General features: G+C 56.2%; 1 protein-coding gene. It reads left to right on the top strand.

Annotation, left to right across the window (positions count from 1 at the left end; all coding sequences use genetic code 11):
• The first annotated feature begins 234 nt into the window (after nt 1–234).
• On the top strand, nt 235–20433 hold the full coding sequence (locus P6910_RS12635; RefSeq protein ID WP_317141657.1) for a VCBS domain-containing protein: 20199 nt from the start codon (nt 235–237) through the stop codon (nt 20431–20433).
• Nucleotides 20434–20438: the final 5 nt, after the last annotated feature.

Genomic DNA, 20438 nt, shown 5'->3' with positions numbered 1-20438 from the left:
GTGTAACCTTTGCTACAAATGCCTCTTAGAGAGATTTAAAAACTGAATGTCGGAGCATTTCAATAAAGTTATTTTAATCTGTCTAACCTGAAACTAGTAAACTTTAAACTGTTTTTTCGGAATTTCGTGAATGTAGCAGCGAAGGGAACTCGCCTTATTCTGTGCTGAATTGGCTGCACAGCAATTGGATTGACTTTCCTCGATTCCCTCAGGATTCAGAGAGAGTACAGAAATATGAATTCAAGCTCAGGAAACTCTGCACCTGCCATTGGTGAGATCTCAGCAGCATCTGGTAAAGTAATCGCCATAAAGCCGGATGGAACCCAAATAGTTCTCGAACCAGGGGACAAAGTTTTTCTCAATGATCGGGTAGTTTCGGAAAATGGTGATCCCGTTTTCATTACAACATCCAATAATCAGATTCTGGAACTGAGTGGGCAGCAGCCACATACTCTTACAGACAGTGTGCTGTCTGGTCAGGATACTGATATCGATGAAGAACAGGTCGAGGAAGAGCTGGCTGATGAAGAGATTCAGGACGCCATTGCTGAAGGAGCAGATGTCGGCGGTTCCGTTGCAGAATCTTCAGCGTCCAGGGAAGATGCCTCTGAAGAGAGAAGCCCTGACCAGACAGAACCCAAGCTCGCCCCGTTAGATATGCCTGTTATCACACTTGAAAGTGATGACCAGGTAGATCAGGAATCAATTATCGAGTCTTCAGAGATCTTGGCTGCCAGCAGCAGGTCTGTCACTAACAATATTGTTCAACAACAAGAATCTGAGAATGAATCGGAGTCTCCAGAGCCTGCCGTTATTTCGTACCAGCCCGTTGCTCTGGCGTCGTCAATGGATGCTAATGAAGATGCACCGATCTTTCAGGGACAGCTTTCTGCGACAGATAACAGTGGTGGTGCTGGTGGAGCATTGACGTACTCCCTGGTTTCTGCACCGGAAGCAGGTTCAATAAATATTAGTGGTGACGGCTCTTTTGAGTTTAAGCCTGGAGCCGACTTTGATTATTTGGCACCGGGTGAAAACCAGACTGTTACTTTTGTCTTTGAGGTTATCAATTCACAGGGAAACAGAAGTCAGGCATCTGTAGGCATAACGGTAGAAGGTGTCAACGATACACCTGAAGTAGAGGCCCCGATTGTTCTTGATCTAAACCAGAATGATTCTGGCATTAGTCTGGATCTTTTACAAAAAGCTAGTGATAAGGATCTGAACGATGAATTGTCCGTTACGAGCCTTCGCTTGGTTTCTGGTAATGAAGTCGGCTTTAGTGTGAGCGGAGAAGGATCAGAGCTGGTTATTAACCCGGAAGCTTATAAGTACCTTGCCTTTGGCGAGACGGAAATCATCACCTACGAATACCAAGTGTCGGATTCACAGGGAGATTTCACAACCCAAACCGCCAGCATCACCCTGGCAGGAAGTAATGATGACCCGGTGGTTCAAAATGCAATTTTATTGCGGACAGATCAGAATTCATCCTTGCAGAGTATCGATTTGTTGGCAGGTGCCAGAGATATTGATCAAAGCGATACCTTAAATGTTATGAAACTCCGGCTCACCGCTGGTGATCCCGTTGGTATCAGTCTCTCAGAGGATGGCAACAGCTTATCTCTGGATTCATCCGCTTATAACCATTTGGCGGCAGGAGAGTCGGAAAAGCTTGAGTACAGCTATCAAGTTGAAGACGGGCATGGGGGAGTGGTTAACCAGACGGCTTCAATGACAATTGAGGGTTTTAACGATGCACCGACCATCAGCAGTGCCACCGATGTGACCGGGGCCGTGACCGAGATCGTCGACGGCGGTGCAGGTGAGAACAGCAACAGCCTGACTGACACCGGCTCGTTCACCATCGCCGATGTCGATTTGAGTGACCAGCAGACTGTCAGCGTCAGTGCCGGTGCCAATGGTTATCTGGGCAGCCTCACCGCCACCGTGGCGGACGACACTCAGGGCGACGGCAGCGGCCGGATTGACTGGAGTTTCAGTGTTGATGATGCGGACATTGATTACCTGGGCGCCGGCGAGACCCTGACCCAGACCTACACCGTGACTGTTGACGATGGCGAAGGCGGCACCGTCGATCAGCAGGTGAGTATCACCCTGACCGGTACTAACGACGCACCGACCATCAGCAGTGCCACCGATGTGACCGGGGCCGTGACCGAGATCGTCGACGGCGGTGCAGGTGAGAACAGCAACAGCCTGACTGACACCGGCTCGTTCACCATCGCCGATGTCGATTTGAGTGACCAGCAGACTGTCAGCGTCAGTGCCGGTGCCAATGGTTATCTGGGCAGCCTCACCGCCACCGTGGCGGACGACACCCAGGGCGACGGCAGCGGCCGGATCGACTGGAGTTTCAGTGTTGATGATGCGGACATTGATCACCTGGGTGCAGGCCAGACCCTGACCCAGACCTACACCGTGACTGTTGACGATGGCGAAGGCGGCACCGTCGATCAGCAGGTGAGTATCACCCTGACCGGTACTAACGACGCACCGACCATCAGCAGTGCCACCGATGTGACCGGGGCCGTGACCGAGATCGTCGACGGCGGTGCAGGTGAGAACAGCAACAGCCTGACTGACACCGGCTCGTTCACCATCGCCGATGTCGATTTGAGTGACCAGCAGACTGTCAGCGTCAGTGCCGGTGCCAATGGTTATCTGGGCAGCCTCACCGCCACCGTGGCGGACGACACTCAGGGCGACGGCAGCGGCCGGATTGACTGGAGTTTCAGTGTTGATGATGCGGACATTGATTACCTGGGCGCCGGCGAGACCCTGACCCAGACCTACACCGTGACTGTTGACGATGGCGAAGGCGGCACCGTCGATCAGCAGGTGAGTATCACCCTGACCGGTACTAACGACGCACCGACCATCAGCAGTGCCACCGATGTGACCGGGGCCGTGACCGAGATCGTCGACGGCGGTGCTGGTGAGAACAGCAACAGCCTGACTGACACCGGCTCGTTCACCATCGCCGATGTCGATTTGAGTGACCAGCAGACTGTCAGCGTCAGTGCCGGTGCCAATGGTTATCTGGGCAGCCTCACCGCCACCGTGGCGGACGACACCCAGGGCGACGGCAGCGGCCGGATCGACTGGAGTTTCAGTGTTGATGATGCGGACATTGATTACCTGGGCGCCGGCCAGACCCTGACCCAGACCTACACCGTGACTGTTGACGATGGCGAAGGCGGCACCGTCGATCAGCAGGTGAGTATCACCCTGACCGGTACTAACGACGCACCGACCATCAGCAGTGCCACCGATGTGACCGGGGCCGTGACCGAGATCGTCGACGGCGGTGCAGGTGAGAACAGCAACAGCCTGACTGACACCGGCTCGTTCACCATCGCCGATGTCGATTTGAGTGACCAGCAGACTGTCAGCGTCAGTGCCGGTGCCAATGGTTATCTGGGCAGCCTCACCGCCACCGTGGCGGACGACACCCAGGGCGACGGCAGCGGCCGGATCGACTGGAGTTTCAGTGTTGATGATGCGGACATTGATTACCTGGGTGCAGGCCAGACCCTGACCCAGACCTACACCGTGACTGTTGACGATGGCGAAGGCGGCACCGTCGATCAGCAGGTGAGTATCACCCTGACCGGTACTAACGACGCACCGACCATCAGCAGTGCCACCGATGTGACCGGGGCCGTGACCGAGATCGTCGACGGCGGTGCAGGTGAGAACAGCAACAGCCTGACTGACACCGGCTCGTTCACCATCGCTGATGTCGATTTGAGTGACCAGCAGACTGTCAGCGTCAGTGCCGGTGCCAATGGTTATCTGGGCAGCCTCACCGCCACCGTGGCGGACGACACCCTGGGCGACGGCAGCGGCCGGATCGACTGGAGTTTCAGTGTTGATGATGCGGACATTGATTACCTGGGTGCAGGCCAGACCCTGACCCAGACCTACACCGTGACTGTTGACGATGGCGAAGGCGGCACCGTCGATCAGCAGGTGAGTATCACCCTGACCGGTACTAACGACGCACCGACCATCAGCAGTGCCACCGATGTGACCGGGGCCGTGACCGAGATCGTCGACGGCGGTGCAGGTGAGAACAGCAACAGCCTGACTGACACCGGCTCGTTCACCATCGCTGATGTCGATTTGAGTGACCAGCAGACTGTCAGCATCAGTGCCGGTGCCAATGGTTATCTGGGCAGCCTCACCGCCACCGTGGCGGACGACACCCAGGGCGACGGCAGCGGCCGGATCGACTGGAGTTTCAGTGTTGATGATGCGGACATTGATTACCTGGGCGCCGGCGAGACCCTGACCCAGACCTACACCGTGACTGTTGACGATGGTGAAGGCGGCACCGTCGATCAGCAGGTGAGTATCACCCTGACCGGTACTAACGACGCGCCGACCATCAGCAGTGCCACCGATGTGGCCGGGGCCGTGACCGAGATCGTCGACGGCGGTGCTGGTGAGAACAGCAACAGCCTGACTGACACCGGCTCGTTCACCATCGCCGATGTCGATTTGAGTGACCAGCAGACTGTCAGCGTCAGTGCCGGTGCCAATGGTTATCTGGGCAGCCTCACCGCCACCGTGGCGGACGACACCCAGGGCGACGGCAGCGGCCGGATCGACTGGAGTTTCAGTGTTGATGATGCGGACATTGATTACCTGGGTGCAGGCCAGACCCTGACCCAGACCTACACCGTGACTGTTGACGATGGTGAAGGCGGCACCGTCGATCAGCAGGTGAGTATCACCCTGACCGGTACTAACGACGCACCGACCATCAGCAGTGCCACCGATGTGGCCGGGGCCGTGACCGAGATCGTCGACGGCGGTGCAGGTGAGAACAGCAACAGCCTGACTGACACCGGCTCGTTCACCATCGCCGATGTCGATTTGAGTGACCAGCAGACTGTCAGCGTCAGTGCCGGTGCCAATGGTTATCTGGGCAGCCTCACCGCCACCGTGGCGGACGACACCCTGGGCGACGGCAGCGGCCGGATCGACTGGAGTTTCAGTGTTGATGATGCGGACATTGATTACCTGGGTGCAGGCGAGACCCTGACCCAGACCTACACCGTGACTGTTGACGATGGCGAAGGCGGCACCGTCGATCAGCAGGTGAGTATCACCCTGACCGGTACTAACGACGCACCGACCATCAGCAGTGCCACCGATGTGGCCGGGGCCGTGACCGAGATCGTCGACGGCGGTGCTGGTGAGAACAGCAACAGCCTGACTGACACCGGCTCGTTCACCATCGCCGATGTCGATTTGAGTGACCAGCAGACTGTCAGCGTCAGTGCCGGTGCCAATGGTTATCTGGGCAGCCTCACCGCCACCGTGGCGGACGACACCCAGGGCGACGGCAGCGGCCGGATCGACTGGAGTTTCAGTGTTGATGATGCGGACATTGATTACCTGGGCGCCGGCGAGACCCTGACCCAGACCTACACCGTGACTGTTGACGATGGCGAAGGCGGCACCGTCGATCAGCAGGTGAGTATCACCCTGACCGGTACTAACGACGCACCGACCATCAGCAGTGCCACCGATGTGACCGGGGCCGTGACCGAGATCGTCGACGGCGGTGCTGGTGAGAACAGCAACAGCCTGACTGACACCGGCTCGTTCACCATCGCCGATGTCGATTTGAGTGACCAGCAGACTGTCAGCGTCAGTGCCGGTGCCAATGGTTATCTGGGCAGCCTCACCGCCACCGTGGCGGACGACACCCAGGGCGACGGCAGCGGCCGGATCGACTGGAGTTTCAGTGTTGATGATGCGGACATTGATTACCTGGGCGCCGGCGAGACCCTGACCCAGACCTACACCGTGACTGTTGACGATGGCGAAGGCGGCACCGTCGATCAGCAGGTGAGTATCACCCTGTCCGGTACTAACGACGCACCGACCATCAGCAGTGCCACCGATGTGGCCGGGGCCGTGACCGAGATCGTCGACGGCGGTGCTGGTGAGAACAGCAACAGCCTGACTGACACCGGCTCGTTCACCATCGCCGATGTCGATTTGAGTGACCAGCAGACTGTCAGCGTCAGTGCCGGTGCCAATGGTTATCTGGGCAGCCTCACCGCCACCGTGGCGGACGACACCCAGGGCGACGGCAGCGGCCGGATCGACTGGAGTTTCAGTGTTGATGATGCGGACATTGATTACCTGGGTGCAGGCGAGACCCTGACCCAGACCTACACCGTGACTGTTGACGATGGCGAAGGCGGCACCGTCGATCAGCAGGTGAGTATCACCCTGACCGGTACTAACGACGCACCGACCATCAGCAGTGCCACCGATGTGGCCGGGGCCGTGACCGAGATCGTCGACGGCGGTGCTGGTGAGAACAGCAACAGCCTGACTGACACCGGCTCGTTCACCATCGCCGATGTCGATTTGAGTGACCAGCAGACTGTCAGCGTCAGTGCCGGTGCCAATGGTTATCTGGGCAGCCTCACCGCCACCGTGGCGGACGACACCCAGGGCGACGGCAGCGGCCGGATCGACTGGAGTTTCAGTGTTGATGATGCGGACATTGATTACCTGGGCGCCGGCCAGACCCTGACCCAGACCTACACCGTGACTGTTGACGATGGTGAAGGCGGCACCGTCGATCAGCAGGTGAGTATCACCCTGACCGGTACTAACGACGCACCGACCATCAGCAGTGCCACCGATGTGGCCGGGGCCGTGACCGAGATCGTCGACGGCGGTGCTGGTGAGAACAGCAACAGCCTGACTGACACCGGCTCGTTCACCATCGCCGATGTCGATTTGAGTGACCAGCAGACTGTCAGCGTCAGTGCCGGTGCCAATGGTTATCTGGGCAGCCTCACCGCCACCGTGGCGGACGACACCCAGGGCGACGGCAGCGGCCGGATCGACTGGAGTTTCAGTGTTGATGATGCGGACATTGATTACCTGGGCGCCGGCGAGACCCTGACCCAGACCTACACCGTGACTGTTGACGATGGTGAAGGCGGCACCGTCGATCAGCAGGTGACTATCACCCTGACCGGTACTAACGACGCACCGACCATCAGCAGTGCCACCGATGTGGCCGGGGCCGTGACCGAGATCGTCGACGGCGGTGCTGGTGAGAACAGCAACAGCCTGACTGACACCGGCTCGTTCACCATCGCCGATGTCGATTTGAGTGACCAGCAGACTGTCAGTGTCAGTGCCGGTGCCAATGGTTATCTGGGCAGCCTCACCGCCACCGTGGCGGACGACACCCAGGGCGACGGCAGCGGCCGGATCGACTGGAGTTTCAGTGTTGATGATGCGGACATTGATTACCTGGGCGCCGGCGAGACCCTGACCCAGACCTACACCGTGACTGTTGACGATGGCGAAGGCGGCACCGTCGATCAGCAGGTGAGTATCACCCTGACCGGTACTAACGACGCACCGACCATCAGCAGTGCCACCGATGTGACCGGGGCCGTGACCGAGATCGTCGACGGCGGTGCTGGTGAGAACAGCAACAGCCTGACTGACACCGGCTCGTTCACCATCGCCGATGTCGATTTGAGTGACCAGCAGACTGTCAGCGTCAGTGCCGGTGCCAATGGTTATCTGGGCAGCCTCACCGCCACCGTGGCGGACGACACCCAGGGCGACGGCAGCGGCCGGATCGACTGGAGTTTCAGTGTTGATGATGCGGACATTGATTACCTGGGCGCCGGCGAGACCCTGACCCAGACCTACACCGTGACTGTTGACGATGGCGAAGGCGGCACCGTCGATCAGCAGGTGAGTATCACCCTGTCCGGTACTAACGACGCACCGACCATCAGCAGTGCCACCGATGTGGCCGGGGCCGTGACCGAGATCGTCGACGGCGGTGCTGGTGAGAACAGCAACAGCCTGACTGACACCGGCTCGTTCACCATCGCCGATGTCGATTTGAGTGACCAGCAGACTGTCAGCGTCAGTGCCGGTGCCAATGGTTATCTGGGCAGCCTCACCGCCACCGTGGCGGACGACACCCAGGGCGACGGCAGCGGCCGGATCGACTGGAGTTTCAGTGTTGATGATGCGGACATTGATCACCTGGGTGCAGGCCAGACCCTGACCCAGACCTACACCGTGACTGTTGACGATGGCGAAGGCGGCACCGTCGATCAGCAGGTGAGTATCACCCTGACCGGTACTAACGACGCACCGACCATCAGCAGTGCCACCGATGTGACCGGGGCCGTGACCGAGATCGTCGACGGCGGTGCAGGTGAGAACAGCAACAGCCTGACTGACACCGGCTCGTTCACCATCGCCGATGTCGATTTGAGTGACCAGCAGACTGTCAGCGTCAGTGCCGGTGCCAATGGTTATCTGGGCAGCCTCACCGCCACCGTGGCGGACGACACTCAGGGCGACGGCAGCGGCCGGATTGACTGGAGTTTCAGTGTTGATGATGCGGACATTGATTACCTGGGCGCCGGCGAGACCCTGACCCAGACCTACACCGTGACTGTTGACGATGGCGAAGGCGGCACCGTCGATCAGCAGGTGAGTATCACCCTGACCGGTACTAACGACGCACCGACCATCAGCAGTGCCACCGATGTGACCGGGGCCGTGACCGAGATCGTCGACGGCGGTGCTGGTGAGAACAGCAACAGCCTGACTGACACCGGCTCGTTCACCATCGCCGATGTCGATTTGAGTGACCAGCAGACTGTCAGCGTCAGTGCCGGTGCCAATGGTTATCTGGGCAGCCTCACCGCCACCGTGGCGGACGACACCCAGGGCGACGGCAGCGGCCGGATCGACTGGAGTTTCAGTGTTGATGATGCGGACATTGATTACCTGGGCGCCGGCCAGACCCTGACCCAGACCTACACCGTGACTGTTGACGATGGCGAAGGCGGCACCGTCGATCAGCAGGTGAGTATCACCCTGACCGGTACTAACGACGCACCGACCATCAGCAGTGCCACCGATGTGACCGGGGCCGTGACCGAGATCGTCGACGGCGGTGCAGGTGAGAACAGCAACAGCCTGACTGACACCGGCTCGTTCACCATCGCCGATGTCGATTTGAGTGACCAGCAGACTGTCAGCGTCAGTGCCGGTGCCAATGGTTATCTGGGCAGCCTCACCGCCACCGTGGCGGACGACACCCAGGGCGACGGCAGCGGCCGGATCGACTGGAGTTTCAGTGTTGATGATGCGGACATTGATTACCTGGGTGCAGGCCAGACCCTGACCCAGACCTACACCGTGACTGTTGACGATGGCGAAGGCGGCACCGTCGATCAGCAGGTGAGTATCACCCTGACCGGTACTAACGACGCACCGACCATCAGCAGTGCCACCGATGTGACCGGGGCCGTGACCGAGATCGTCGACGGCGGTGCAGGTGAGAACAGCAACAGCCTGACTGACACCGGCTCGTTCACCATCGCTGATGTCGATTTGAGTGACCAGCAGACTGTCAGCGTCAGTGCCGGTGCCAATGGTTATCTGGGCAGCCTCACCGCCACCGTGGCGGACGACACCCTGGGCGACGGCAGCGGCCGGATCGACTGGAGTTTCAGTGTTGATGATGCGGACATTGATTACCTGGGTGCAGGCCAGACCCTGACCCAGACCTACACCGTGACTGTTGACGATGGCGAAGGCGGCACCGTCGATCAGCAGGTGAGTATCACCCTGACCGGTACTAACGACGCACCGACCATCAGCAGTGCCACCGATGTGACCGGGGCCGTGACCGAGATCGTCGACGGCGGTGCAGGTGAGAACAGCAACAGCCTGACTGACACCGGCTCGTTCACCATCGCTGATGTCGATTTGAGTGACCAGCAGACTGTCAGCATCAGTGCCGGTGCCAATGGTTATCTGGGCAGCCTCACCGCCACCGTGGCGGACGACACCCAGGGCGACGGCAGCGGCCGGATCGACTGGAGTTTCAGTGTTGATGATGCGGACATTGATTACCTGGGCGCCGGCGAGACCCTGACCCAGACCTACACCGTGACTGTTGACGATGGTGAAGGCGGCACCGTCGATCAGCAGGTGAGTATCACCCTGACCGGTACTAACGACGCGCCGACCATCAGCAGTGCCACCGATGTGGCCGGGGCCGTGACCGAGATCGTCGACGGCGGTGCTGGTGAGAACAGCAACAGCCTGACTGACACCGGCTCGTTCACCATCGCCGATGTCGATTTGAGTGACCAGCAGACTGTCAGCGTCAGTGCCGGTGCCAATGGTTATCTGGGCAGCCTCACCGCCACCGTGGCGGACGACACCCAGGGCGACGGCAGCGGCCGGATCGACTGGAATTTCAGTGTTGATGATGCGGACATTGATCACCTGGGTGCCGGCGAGACCCTGACCCAGACCTACACCGTGACTGTTGACGATGGCGAAGGCGGCACCGTCGATCAGCAGGTGAGTATCACCCTGACCGGTACTAACGACGCACCGACCATCAGCAGTGCCACCGATGTGGCCGGGGCCGTGACCGAGATCGTCGACGGCGGTGCAGGTGAGAACAGCAACAGCCTGACTGACACCGGCTCGTTCACCATCGCCGATGTCGATTTGAGTGACCAGCAGACTGTCAGCGTCAGTGCCGGTGCCAATGGTTATCTGGGCAGCCTCACCGCCACCGTGGCGGACGACACCCAGGGCGACGGCAGCGGCCGGATCGACTGGAGTTTCAGTGTTGATGATGCGGACATTGATTACCTGGGTGCAGGCCAGACCCTGACCCAGACCTACACCGTGACTGTTGACGATGGTGAAGGCGGCACCGTCGATCAGCAGGTGAGTATCACCCTGACCGGTACTAACGACGCACCGACCATCAGCAGTGCCACCGATGTGGCCGGGGCCGTGACCGAGATCGTCGACGGCGGTGCAGGTGAGAACAGCAACAGCCTGACTGACACCGGCTCGTTCACCATCGCCGATGTCGATTTGAGTGACCAGCAGACTGTCAGCGTCAGTGCCGGTGCCAATGGTTATCTGGGCAGCCTCACCGCCACCGTGGCGGACGACACCCTGGGCGACGGCAGCGGCCGGATCGACTGGAGTTTCAGTGTTGATGATGCGGACATTGATTACCTGGGTGCAGGCGAGACCCTGACCCAGACCTACACCGTGACTGTTGACGATGGCGAAGGCGGCACCGTCGATCAGCAGGTGAGTATCACCCTGACCGGTACTAACGACGCACCGACCATCAGCAGTGCCACCGATGTGGCCGGGGCCGTGACCGAGATCGTCGACGGCGGTGCTGGTGAGAACAGCAACAGCCTGACTGACACCGGCTCGTTCACCATCGCCGATGTCGATTTGAGTGACCAGCAGACTGTCAGCGTCAGTGCCGGTGCCAATGGTTATCTGGGCAGCCTCACCGCCACCGTGGCGGACGACACCCAGGGCGACGGCAGCGGCCGGATCGACTGGAGTTTCAGTGTTGATGATGCGGACATTGATTACCTGGGTGCAGGCCAGACCCTGACCCAGACCTACACCGTGACTGTTGACGATGGTGAAGGCGGCACCGTCGATCAGCAGGTGAGTATCACCCTGACCGGTACTAACGACGCACCGACCATCAGCAGTGCCACCGATGTGGCCGGGGCCGTGACCGAGATCGTCGACGGCGGTGCAGGTGAGAACAGCAACAGCCTGACTGACACCGGCTCGTTCACCATCGCCGATGTCGATTTGAGTGACCAGCAGACTGTCAGCGTCAGTGCCGGTGCCAATGGTTATCTGGGCAGCCTCACCGCCACCGTGGCGGACGACACCCTGGGCGACGGCAGCGGCCGGATCGACTGGAGTTTCAGTGTTGATGATGCGGACATTGATTACCTGGGTGCAGGCGAGACCCTGACCCAGACCTACACCGTGACTGTTGACGATGGCGAAGGCGGCACCGTCGATCAGCAGGTGAGTATCACCCTGACCGGTACTAACGACGCACCGACCATCAGCAGTGCCACCGATGTGGCCGGGGCCGTGACCGAGATCGTCGACGGCGGTGCTGGTGAGAACAGCAACAGCCTGACTGACACCGGCTCGTTCACCATCGCCGATGTCGATTTGAGTGACCAGCAGACTGTCAGCGTCAGTGCCGGTGCCAATGGTTATCTGGGCAGCCTCACCGCCACCGTGGCGGACGACACCCAGGGCGACGGCAGCGGCCGGATCGACTGGAGTTTCAGTGTTGATGATGCGGACATTGATTACCTGGGTGCAGGCCAGACCCTGACCCAGACCTACACCGTGACTGTTGACGATGGCGAAGGCGGCACCGTCGATCAGCAGGTGACTATCACATTAACTGGCACCAACGATGCTTCGGTGATCAGTGGTACAGACACCGGTAGTGTTGCTGAAGATGCTGGTAATATCCTGACTGCAACAGGAAGCCTGAGTGTGAACGATGTAGATAACGGCGAGGGGAGTTTTACCGGAGAGACTATATCTGGCACCTATGGTTCACTGACCATGAACACCGATGGCAGCTGGAGCTATTCAGCGGATAACAGTCAGTCAGCTATTCAGGCTCTCGGGGATGGTGACAGCCTGAATGAAACCATTACGGTGAGGTCTCTGGATGGCACCACCCACGATATAGTGATTACCATTAACGGCACCAACGACGCACCCATTGCAGCTGATAACAATCTGAGTCTCAGTGAAGCGGGAAAGCATACGTTTACTCTTGCTGAATTTGGCTTCAGCGATGTGGATTCAGGGGATAGCCTTGCTTCCATTACGTTGACATCCCTGCCTGCTTCGGGAAGCCTGACATTAAACGGCAGTGCCGTCTCCATTAACCAGGTAGTCAGTGCCAGTGATATTCCCAACCTGGAATTTACCGCAGATGCCAGCATTAACGGTAGCCATCATGGCAGTGTAGGTTTCAAGGTGAGTGATGGTGCGCTGGAGAGCAGTGCCTATACCATTGACTTTTATACACCGCCTAAAATTGATTCGGTGATGCTAGATGGCAGTTTCCAGCCCGTAATCACCGGTACCGGTCAACCAGATGCCGTGCTGAATTTTACTATCAATGGTAACAATTACAGTGCATCGGTTGGCAGTGATGGTAACTGGAGCTTCACGCCCTCCTTAACATTGAACGACGGTGATCCGCTGAATATCAGTGTTACCTCGACGGAAGCAGGTGGTGTTGCCAGTTCTGCGACCACTTATAGCGCAGATGTCAGCCGGGGTGATGCACAGAGTAATACTGTGACGGGTGGCAACGATACTGACTTTATGTACGGTGAGGCAGGCGCTGATGTTCTGATTGGTGGTGAGGGCGATGACTGGTTAACAGGTGGCAGTGGTCAGGATCGGTTGGTTTGGCAAGCTGGTGATGGTGGCACCGCTGCCGACCCAGCTGTTGACCATATTACAGATTTTTCTGTTGGTGCCGGTGGTGATATTCTCGATTTGCACACCCTGCTCAGTGGTGAAGAAAGTACTTCGGCTGACCAGTTTATCCAGTTCCGTGTAGAAGGTAGTGACACCATTATTGATATCAGCACGGTGGCCGGTGGCGATATAGTTCAGCAAATTGTGCTGGAAAACACGGATCTCTCATCTCTGGGCAACACCGATCAGGAAATTATTGAAAAATTGCAGAGCGATGGGCAGTTAATCCTGAGCCGCACTATTGCTATTGATGACACCGTAATGGGTGACAATCAGATTGATGCTACTGAAGAAGGTGCTGTTCTGGTCTCTGGTGTAGGTGAGCCGGGCGCTTCTATCCAGGTCAGCATTGAGGATTCATCGGCTGCTACTGTCTCTGTGACTGTCACTGTTGATGTAGATGGCACATGGACTCTGGCAGGCAGCGAGCTGGATGTCAGTAGCCTGTCTGACGGCGAACTCGATATTACCGTTACCCAGACAGACAGTGCTGGCAATGTCACAACGGATACTTCAAGCGTCACTTTCTCAGGTACTGCCCCCACCCTGTCCTCTGCTGAAATCGTGGCCAATACCCAGAATCTGGTGCTGACTTTTAGTGAAAATATGGACAGGGACAGCGTTCCTGACCTGGCTGACTTTGATGTGGCCATTGATGGTAGCGCCGTCAATGTTCTTAATGTCTCTTACCTTAATGATACCCAGATTCGCCTAAGCCTGGACACAGCCGTCAGCCCCTCGGGCAGTTTGGCACTTGATTATACACCGGGCAGTAATGCTCTTCAGGAACAGGTAGGGATCAACCCGTTTGCGGCATTGAGCGGTTTTTCAGCTACAGTGACACCTGATGTTTCAGCAGCAGTCCGCCAGAATATGACCGTAGAGGGTGATCAGCTGATCATTGATTATAATGAATCACTTGACCATGGCAGCGTTCCTGATAGCAGTGCCTTCACTCTGTCTCTGGTGGGTGGTGGCAGCCGCACGGTATCAAACGTCAGTATTTCCGGTAGCCGAATGACACTGTCCCTGGACAGCCCGGTTGGCGATGCGGATATTGTTCAGTTGTCTTATAGCGTGGTGGATGCCAGCAATAATGGGGGCGGGCCCATTCAAGATGCTCAGGGCAATGATAGCAGTGATTTCACTAGTGCCCTGGTTGAGAATAATACTGATACATCAGTACCTACTCTCAACAATGCTGTGGTGGACGGTGACACCCTTGTCCTGACTTACTCAGAGGATCTGAACGAGAGTGTCAGTCTGACCGGTATTCTGAATGTTGAGGTGGCGGGTGCCAGCAGGTCGGTCAGCAGTGCCTCGATCAGCGGTAATCAGGTGACGGTGCAGCTCGCCAGTCCTGTGGCAGACGGGGAGTCGGTGACATTCAGCTACAGTCTGTCCAGTGCTGACAGTAGTAGTAACAACGACCGGGTCGAAGATCTGCGGGGTTTTGACGCCGCTGCCCTCAATCATGGCGACGTGACTGTCACCAATATCACGGATACGATTTCGCCCAGTCTGTCCACCGCCGAGGTGGATGGTAACACTGTGACATTAAGCTTCAGTGAGGCATTGAATGATAATGCCACCATCAACCCCTCCCTGTTCAGTATTGTCGTGGATGGGCAAAGTGAATCGGTCAGTAGTCTTGCCATCAATGGCCAGCAGCTGACCCTGACGCTCTCCAAAGCGATTACGGATGGCCAGTCGGTCACTCTGGATTACACTCCGTCCGCTGCGGGTAGTGCTCTGGACAATGATCGCCTGGAAGACCTTGTCGGCAATGACACCTCTTTGATATCCGGCTTCTCCGTCGACAACGTGACCAACAGCGCGGGTAACCCGGAAGTTGTGCGTCTTTACAGTGATGACGCGGATCAGTGGTATCGCGATGGTGACACTATTACCGTCAAGGTAGAGTTTTCTGAGCCAGTTCAGGTTACAGGGAATCCAACCCTGCAGCTAGAAACAGGAACCGTTGACCGTCTTGCTACGTACAGCGGTGGTACAGGAACAAATGTCCTGTCATTTACTTACACGGTGGCGAACCCCGATGAGTCTGCTGACCTCAATGCATTATCCACCTCTGCACTGGATCTTGATGGCGGCACGATCACCGACCTTTTAGGTAACAACGCAGACTTGCTCCTGCCTGACCTGAATGAAGCCGGAGCCCTGGCTCAACAAAACGACATCAGGATTGATACGGTGTCTCCTACCGTAGGACTCAGCAGCAGCTCAGCCAGTTCAGCGGGTATTCTGACGCTCTCCGGTGATGGTTTCAGCTCACTGTTGTCACCAGGAGAGTCCACCGATACCGATCTGACTGGCAGACTGGACTGGTCCAAACTTTCATGGCGGGTTGTTGACAATAGTGGTAGTAACACGGATATCAGCTTTAGCGCGGCTGATATTGAATCCGCTCTGGCCGTGAACGATCAACAATTGAACATCAAGATCAGTAGTAGCAAGCTTTCCAGCATGCGTGCCACCTCAGGCTATGGTAATGAGGAAGGTATGGATCTGATCCGGATTACCAGTGATGGCTTCTTCCAGGATGCGGCTGGTAACACCATGAACGATGGCAATAGCGCTGGCGTGGAGATCTTCATACTGCCTCCTGATGGTATTGCACCTTCTGTTAACGGTATCACCAGCTTGACAGCGGATGGGGAATACGCAACGGGTTCCGTTATCCGCTTGCAGGTGAGCTTTGATGAAGCTGTGGAGGTGAAGGGGACGCCGGTACTGTTGCTGGGCACTGGTGACAATATCTCTGCTGCCCGGTTCAGTTCCGGGTCTGGCACTCAGGATCTGGTGTTTGAGTACACCGTTCAGCCAGGAGACGAGGCGCCTGACCTGGATGTGCTCAGTGCCAGTGCCTTACAACTTAATGGTGGCACGATTAAAGACCTGTCGGGCAATGCCGCTGTGTTGACGGTTCCTGTTGCTGCCAATAGCGATTCACTGGCCAGTTCGGCGGATATCATGATTGATGGCTCCGCCCCTGATGTGTCTATTACCGGGGTTACCCTGGCTCCCGAAGGCGCCAACGATCAAAAGCTGACCATCAATGGCAGTGGTTTTGATGCGTTATTGGGCAGTGGCGAATCCGCTGGCCTGAGCCTGACCGGAGATGGCCTGTCGCGCTTTGACTGGAGCAAACTCTCCTTAAAACTGAAACAGCCTGATGGTAGCTTTGAAAGTGTCAGTCTTGACGCCTCCGATATTGGTTCAGTAGAGATTCACAACAACCGGGTTGAGATTGTCATTGATGAAGGCGTCAACAAGGTACTGGACAACAATGGTTTCAGTACCGTATCAGGGGACACCGCACTGGATATCAGTCAAGGCTTTATGGCTGACCGAGCGGGCAACCGATCTACTACGGATGCCCTTGCTGACCAGGCGGTCACGGTCACCAGCAACGGCGCTACGGTTCTTAATGTTTCCTCTGATACCGTAAACGGAAGCTATCAGGCCGGTGATGAGATTCTGATTCGTGTACGGTTCAGTGAAAAGGTCTCGCTGCAAAATTACGATGCCAACAATGATCCTCTTTTGTTGTTGCTCAATGACAGGCAGCCGACCCAAGCTGATCCTTATGGGGGTAATGCAGTTTACGTCTCCGGTGATGGCACCAGGGAGTTTGTGTTCCGCCATACCGTTAGTGCCGGGGAAAACATTGATGACCTCAACTATCGTGATACCAGTTCTCTGACGTTCAGTAACGGCCATGTCGGTTCGTCGGCTGTGAGTTCTCTGGTCAATGGCGCTGGCAGTAGCGTTAGTCTGACATTGCCCGGAACCGCCAGCACTGAGTCATTGGCAGGTAACAGTGAAATTGTCATCGACACGGATGCAGCTACCACCACCATCACCAGTGCCGCCTACGATGAAAACAAAAACCAGCTCCTGCTGAAGGGAGCGGATTTTGATCAACTGCTGAACAACAGCGAAAGTGCCACCGCCGATCTTTCAGGCAGGCTGGACTGGAGCAAGCTGGTAATTGATATCGACAAGGATGACGGTATCACCCAGAACGTCAGCTTCTCTGCCAGTGATGTGACGGTTGCCCGTCTGGCAGGAACGGATACCCTGTCGATTCAGTTGACTGACGCCAAGGCTGCTGAACTTGAGGGTATTTTTGGCTACAAGGGCTCGGAGGACGGTGTTGATATTCAGGCGGGATTCCTGAAGGATCTGGCGGGTAACGAAGGGGCAGCAGCTGTCAGTGACCTGGCTCTGGATTATGCCGATATTGCTGCTCCAACAGTAGTGCAGGTGCGGCTTGAAGATCCGGGTCGCTTCATTAATGGTGATGAAGTGGTCATCCTTGTCCAGCTCAGTGAGTCTGTGAATGTCAGTGGCATAGACCCTTCTGATGCCAGCACTTACCCAACCCTGGCACTGGATAATGGTGCTGTAGCTACTTACGACAGTGGTGCAGGTAGCGATACATTGAGGTTTGTCTATACCGTTGGCTCGGGCAACAGTGAAAACACCCAGGGGCTTAATTATGCCTCGGATACGGCACTGACCATACCTGCTGGAGTCATGGTCTTTGATTCCGCAGGGAATAACATGCTGACCAAGCTGCCTCCGGTTAACAGTAACGATGCACTGGCTCAGACGGGCAATGCCACCATTGATGTTAATGCTCCAGAAATTACCTCAGTTGATAGCCTGACCTCGGATGGCCCTTACAATGAAGGCAAGGTAATCCAGATCGAGGTGTCTTTTACTGAAGCTGTTGATATTAGTGGAATTCCAGCCCTAAATCTGGATACTGGTGGTCAGGCCACCTACTCCAGCGGTGCCGGAACGGACAAACTGGTGTTCAATTACACGGTTGGCAGCGGTGAGAATAGCTCGGACCTGGATGTCAGCAGCCTGGATCTGTCCAACGGCAGCATTACCGACCTTGCTGGTAATTCGGTTGATGTTAGTACGCTACCATCGGGGGCACAAGTGAACTCTCTAGCCACCAATGCGGCACTTGAAGTTGATACCACTGCTCCTTCATTACCAGGTCTGGGTGCGGTTAATTTCTGGGTGGGCAACGCAAGTGAGAATACGCCGGGGCGGATATTTATTTATTCAGATGGTAATCAAATACTTAATTCCAACGAAGTCAGCCAGATGACGCCGGACTGGAGCAAGCTGTACGTTGAAAATACAGAGACTGGCGAGCGGCATTATTTCAATGCAGATGATTTTTCGGCCAGTAGTTTTGAACGGCACCCAACAATAGGTCATGAGATGAAAATAGACCTGAACCAGAGTGGGGCTGATGCGTTTGAACAAGACTTTCGGGGCTACAGTGACTGGCCAGACATTATGGTTGTACACGTTGAAGAAGGGTTTCTGGTAGACCGTGCTGGCAACGACTATTCTTTTTCGTCACCGTCAAACGGTCTGGATATGGAAATTCTCTCTCCTACGGATGCGCCAACCGCGCTGGGGAGGCAAGGCAACGCAATTACGGATGTTCGTGTTGTCTCTGTGAATGACACTTATAAAGCCGGTGAGGAGTTGTTGATTCAGGTGGATTTCAACCATGTGGTTAAACTTGACTACAGTACAGCACCTGAACTCCGGTTTAATATTGGCGGCACGCAACAAACCGCAGTAATGGACACGACTGCCCACTTATCCGGCGAGTATAACAACAGCTTTTTATACCGTTATACAATTCAGAGTGGCGATAATGTTACTGGCAATATCTCCCTTGCGGCGTCCAACCCCATCGATACTGTGTTTAAAGAGCCTGCAACTTCTTCATGGAGTAATGGCGCTATAACGGTCAATTCAGAGCAGAGTATCGCCCTGACAGCACCTTCAGGAGCAGGTTCCCTGGATAACAACAGTTCAGATCTGATTATCGATACGACTGCTCCGCTCACCACCATTGCCTCGGCCAGTTATGACCCCGATACCAATCAGCTGGAGCTGTCGGGTTCAAACTTCAATGATATTTTAAGTGGCAACACCGCCGCCGACAGTGCTGAGTTAAGGCTGGTGTTGGACTGGAGCAAACTCAGCTATAAAGTCAATGGATCATTGACCGAGAGCTTCACTGAAGATGATGTACTGTCCGCCAAAGTGTTGGATAACAGTACACTCGTTATTGAGTTGGCAGCGGCCAAAGCTGATAGTATTGAAACCAACTCTGGTGGTGATTATAGCGATGATGCACTGGATATCTCCGCCGGATTTATTAAGGATCTGGCCGGGAACGCGTCAACCACCGATGCACTTGCTTCAGGCAGTGTGACTCAGTCGGATCTGAAAGCGCCTGATTTAACCTCATCGCTGGCTTCCGGTAATGAGTTGGTGCTGGGCTTCTCCGAAGCCATTTCCGGCTCGCCCTTGAACTCTGACTTTACCGTTCAAATTGATGGCAGTGCACGTCTGGTGACTGGAGTTGCTATAAACGGTCAGGAAGTTACCGTGACCTTTGATGGTGCCCAGATGGACGGTTCAGAACAGCTACTGTTCAGCTATACCGGCAGCAGCCTGAGTGACAGCAGCGGTAATGATGTGGACAGCATCAGCGATCGGGTGGCGGGCTTTGATCATAGTTCCAGTGCTGGTTTGGATACACTGATCGGCGATATAGGGGACGATATTTTCACCATTGACCATGACGACGTCACTGCTTCTGGTGGGCTGGGGACTGATATCTTTGATTTCAATACCACCGGCACAGCGCAAAACCCTGCCGAGCTGACTATTACCGACTTCAGCACCGATGAAGGTGATGTACTGAAACTGGATGATATTCTGGTGGACCCAAGTGATAGCCTTGATGAGCATTTCCATTTTGTTGCCAGTGGCAATGATACAGTGATGGAGATCAGTGATACTGCCAATGGTGATGTTACGAAGAAAGTCACCTTCAAGGATGTTGACCTGTTCGCCCTGGGCGGCAGTGATGCTGATATTCTTAATAACCTGATGGATAACAATAATCTGGATCATGGCGTCGGTAGCTAGTATTT

Origin of the sequence: Endozoicomonas sp. 8E (assembly GCF_032883915.1) — a bacterium.
Taxonomy (GTDB): Bacteria; Pseudomonadota; Gammaproteobacteria; order Pseudomonadales; family Endozoicomonadaceae; genus Endozoicomonas_A.
Note: the sequence above shows the minus strand (reverse complement) of the source record. Positions and strands in the feature narration are given on the sequence as shown.

Excerpts from the sequence above, each read along its gene's own strand:
- P6910_RS12635 (WP_317141657.1), top strand. The coding sequence starts at position 235 with ATGAATTCAAGCTCAGGAAACTCTGCACCTGCCATTGGTGAGATCTCA.